Annotated in this window: 6 protein-coding genes; 2 read left to right on the top strand and 4 right to left on the bottom strand. The window is 46.4% G+C overall.

The window, feature by feature from the left end:
- Positions 1 to 303, top strand: a 303-nt coding sequence (locus F6K20_RS27095) for a hypothetical protein (RefSeq protein ID WP_287267856.1), incomplete at its 5' end; no start/stop codon positions are given.
- A 332-nt stretch (positions 304 to 635) separates the two neighbouring features.
- Entirely contained in the window at positions 636 to 992 is a 357-nt protein-coding gene (locus F6K20_RS27090) for a hypothetical protein (RefSeq protein ID WP_044494766.1), read from the top strand.
- Between the two features lie 117 nt (positions 993 to 1,109).
- Here F6K20_RS27090 and F6K20_RS27085 read toward each other — a convergent pair whose 3' ends face one another.
- The 4 genes from F6K20_RS27085 to yqeK form a co-directional block, all read right to left on the bottom strand.
- Positions 1,110 to 2,063: an asparaginase gene (locus F6K20_RS27085; protein ID WP_008188195.1), complete on the bottom strand. Its 954-nt coding sequence runs from the start codon at positions 2,061 to 2,063 to the stop codon at positions 1,110 to 1,112.
- A gap of 45 nt (positions 2,064 to 2,108) precedes the next feature.
- Complete coding sequence (locus tag F6K20_RS27080) at positions 2,109 to 2,618, bottom strand: CGLD27 family protein (RefSeq protein ID WP_044494779.1); 510 nt, start codon at positions 2,616 to 2,618, stop codon at positions 2,109 to 2,111.
- A gap of 22 nt (positions 2,619 to 2,640) precedes the next feature.
- On the bottom strand, positions 2,641 to 3,048 hold the full coding sequence (rsfS, locus tag F6K20_RS27075; RefSeq protein WP_008180411.1) for a ribosome silencing factor: 408 nt from the start codon (positions 3,046 to 3,048) through the stop codon (positions 2,641 to 2,643).
- 168 nt (positions 3,049 to 3,216) lie between these two features.
- The gene (gene yqeK / locus F6K20_RS27070; RefSeq protein ID WP_008180412.1) at positions 3,217 to 3,828 is read right to left on the bottom strand and encodes a bis(5'-nucleosyl)-tetraphosphatase (symmetrical) YqeK; all 612 of its coding nucleotides are present in this window, start codon (positions 3,826 to 3,828) and stop codon (positions 3,217 to 3,219) included.
- Positions 3,829 to 4,143 lie beyond the last annotated feature (315 nt).

Here is a 4,143-nt window from a genome sequence, read left to right as displayed (position 1 = left end):
TGGTGGAATGGGCATCTTGGTGGAATGGGCATCTTGGTGGAATGGGCATCTTGGTGGAATGGGCATCTTGGTGGAATGGGCATCTTGGTGGAATGGGCATCTTGGTGGAATGGGCATCTTGCCCGTTACAATAGATTGTCCGGCGGGCATCCTGCCCACTCTACTGCTATTCATTCTTTTCCCGATTCCCGATTCCCGATTCCCCACTCCCGATTCCCCACTCCCCAAAATCACAAAACCCCACAAAGACATAACCTTGCAGGGCTTCATGATATTCTATTTGGTGGCGGGAGGCGGATTTGAACCACCGACCTTCGGGTTATGCGTACCAACTACAACTTTCGTTGCCTGGATCTTCCAGTTTGTGGTCTGGACTGTCCCTTCACCCTCGCCTTAAACGTTAGGGTGCCTGCCTAACCAGTCTCTACACCTTCTCCCTTTGGGAGCTTGGCTCGGGATTACCTCGCTACAGGCTTCCCCGAATTTGACAGGTAAACACACGGAGATTTATCTTCGTGCCGCCCATGCTCAAGCAAGCTATTAAGCGTCTAGCTAACTTGATTGTTGAGCCCGACGAGCTACCAGGCTGCTCTATCCCGCGTCGTCTTTTTTACTATAACACCTAATTTCCAAAAGTGGCAAGGGGAAATTGGAAATTTCTCAAATTAATTCTATCAGCTATCAGCTATCAGCTATCAGCTATCAGCTATCAGCTATCAGTCATCAGCTATCAGCTATCAGCTATCAGTCATCAGCTATCAGCTATCAGCTATCAGCTATCAGCTATCAGCTATCAGTCATCAGCTATCAGCTATCAGCTATCAGTCATCAGCTATCAGTCATCAGCTATCAGTCATCAGCTATCAGCTATCAGCTATCAGTTATCAGCTATCAGTCATCAGCTATCAGCTAAAGGCCGTTGGCCACGCTACTTGAGGTGCTATCAGCTATCAGCTATCAGCGCGAGCCTAAACCTGACCGCTGACCGCTGACCGCTGACCGCTGACCGCTGACCGCTGACCGCTGAATGCTGACCGCTGACCGCTGACCGCTGACCGCTGACCGCTGAATGCTTATATGGAGGGAGTCGGGAGTGATCAGCTCACCCCTTAAGGCATAGATAACTCACCAACCACTTCTAAACGCTTGTATTTACTGAGATTAATAAACATCGACTCCAAGGTATCTGCTACCGAAGGAGTAATCCAAGCCATTTGCTTAAGTAGGGCAATGGCTGCAGCATACTTAGCAGATTTGCCACCATCGAGGACTTTAATGGCTAGACCCATATTCTCCCCAACGCGACCGATACACTGAACCCCTTGTGCTCCCGATTTACTGACCAGTTCCCCTTCGGATAATCGCATCAGTTCTGTATCAAATCCCCCATCCCCGGACACCATCTGGGGATGACTGATCATGGCGCGGACAATACGCTCCATGGCCAGATTATTACCAGAAGAGAGCAGAGCGTACAATAATGCCATTTGCCGTAGCTGTAAAAAATAAGTCGGAGCGTTACAGTCGTCGTGAGCGAGAATTAACTCTTGCTCCGGCATCTGTAGCAGCTCCGCTACTTGGCTTAAGATTAACATTTGCACGGGATGATTATACTCCAAATAGCTCTTGATTAGCCACTGCCTTTGTTGACAAACAGCCAACATTCCAGCATGTTTACCGGAACAGCAATGCTGGAGTGAACTTTCCTGGCCTGGGGGAATGGGACACTGTAGTGCTGATGGGTCAACATCACAGCGCCAAAGAATATTAAAGACTTGCCTGACCTGCTCCATCGTGCCGTGATGGGAACTACACATAATAGCCAAGTCTCGGTCCGTGAGATTGTAACGCTCAAGGGTACCTGTGGTAGTGACCGCTAAGGCTTGGAAAGGTTTGAGTGCAGAGCGAATAAATGTCGAGGTTTCTGGGTTACCCGCAACATATAACATCCGTCCCCGGTCATCACACACAACCGCTTGAGCTGAATGAACTGATTCGATAATGCCTTCCCGTAGTAAACGGACTTCTAAGGCTCGTGTTTGAGTACGTTTTCCCCTGGTCATGGATTAGACTTAAAGCTACCCTATAGCTTAGTTGGAGCAATCGAGCTAGGTGGCTGATAACACACGCCAAATGATATTGCCACCAATCACGACTATAATCAAAAATCCGAACGTCCAGTATAAACGTCGCAAAATTGGTTGGAGTTCATAAGAAACAATTAAGCGATCGCGAGCCAAAATTTCTGGGGTTTTTGTCCAGGTTTGACCGTCATACCAGCCTGACTCCTCGTAGACAATGGTTTCTCTGATCAAGCGATCGCGTACATAGAACCAACCCAGGTATAGCCGCAGCAAGGCTAAAATCAAGAATATACTTGCTCCTGCCCCGCCACAGAGCAGAAACTTGATTATCGCTTTTTGCGGTGGAAAACTCACTGCTGCTATCGGCCCTGAAATCAGCCAGCTCAACCCCCAAACCCAAGCCAGCTTCATCACATAATTTGGTAGTTCCAGCCTTACCCAGTTAAAAAACCAAGAGTCCCTTAGTTCTTGGTATTCATTTATGGGTTGCTGCTCTTCTGGAACAGGACATACATAAACGGGAGATTTCATGATTATTTTTTTGTGAGTGCTGCAATTAGGATGCCTGAAACTCAATCTGTTCCGCGTGGCCCCAGAATGCTTCGAGATTATAGAACTTGCGTTCTTCAGGCAGCAAGATATGGACAATCACGTCACCGTAATCTTGAAGTATCCAGATTCCCTCTGCTTTTCCTGCTGTTCGCACAGGTAAACGGTTCCATGCCTCTTCTACTTGCTGTTCAATCCACTGAGAGATTGCCCTGACCTGTACCCTAGAAAACCCGGTCACAATTACAAAGTAATCTGTGATGTAAGATACCTCTGAGACCGACAGAATCACCAGATCTGCACCCTTGCGGTCATCTGCTGCTTGAGCAACGGTTAATGCTAACCCATAGCTAGCATCCTGGTTTTCGGTATCAGGGGTTACTAAGGTGGAGGGCTTATTATTTTGATCTCTCATTAAGCGTTTAATTCCTCGCTTTACAAAACAATCTGTTCTAATAGTAATTAAGTTTTCTTGTGCTTAATCACTTGCTGTACAATTCTTTTCATTTCTTTTCGTTGCTTCTTCATTTGACACTCACACTGCTGTTGACGAAACGTTCCTTAAAGCTAGGCACATGGGACTTTAGGTATTTACACAATCTTTCTTACCGTCTCTTTTAGCTGTTGTCTTCCTGGACATCTGTTGAGCCCAGTTGCGAGTCAATATCATACGTTGGTGAATGGGACGAGGACTCTCTAGCAGGAATTTTAAAGAGTAGTCACAGGCTAACCAAACAGTTTTGTATAGGTCTTGCTTAGAGAGATTTCGTAAGGCTTGTAAATCCGGTGTCTCACCACGACCTGGCTCAATAGTATCAGCAATAAACACAACACAACTGAGGGGGGTCATACCCTCACGCCCTAAGGTATGGAGAGCGATCGCTTGCAATACTGCTTCATCTTTGACTCCAAATTGCTCTTGGGCAACAATAGCACTGACATCTGCATGCAATAAATGAGGCGCGGCTTCACAGACTGGATCGACTTCTATGCCGTTATCTCTAGCCATTTGCAACAAGCGCTCAGGCTTAAAGCATTTGGCTAGGTCGTGCAACAACCCTGCTTGAGCTGCCTGCTGAGCATTGAGATGATGAAGCTCAGCGAGTTCAACAGACATCTGTTCAACCCGCAATATATGCTGTAGCCGAGAAGACGGTACATTATCTGCTAACCAGGTCAACACCTGATCACGCATCACCTTAAAAAACTCCTAATAAGTAACACTGGCTAATTAGTGTTTAAGAAAAATTTAACAGTTTTTCTTTAGCTAGAGGATACTAACCCATACGTCTATTCAAACATTTTCTCAAGACTTTAGCAATAAAATGTTAAAGGAAAGGGAGTAGGGAATCGGGAGTCGGGAATCGGGAGTCGGGAATCGGGAGTCGGGAGTCGGGAGTCGGGAGTCGGGAACTTGACAACAAAAATTCTCACAATTCCTAAAGGTATTGCTATATAGGGGTTTTTAACTTAATGAGGTACACAGGATTTTTTCCATGTTTCCTGTTAA

Origin of the sequence: Moorena sp. SIO2C4 (assembly GCF_010672485.1) — a bacterium.
Classification (GTDB): domain Bacteria; phylum Cyanobacteriota; class Cyanobacteriia; order Cyanobacteriales; family Coleofasciculaceae; genus Moorena; species Moorena producens.
This window is presented reverse-complemented; position numbering and strand designations above follow the sequence as displayed.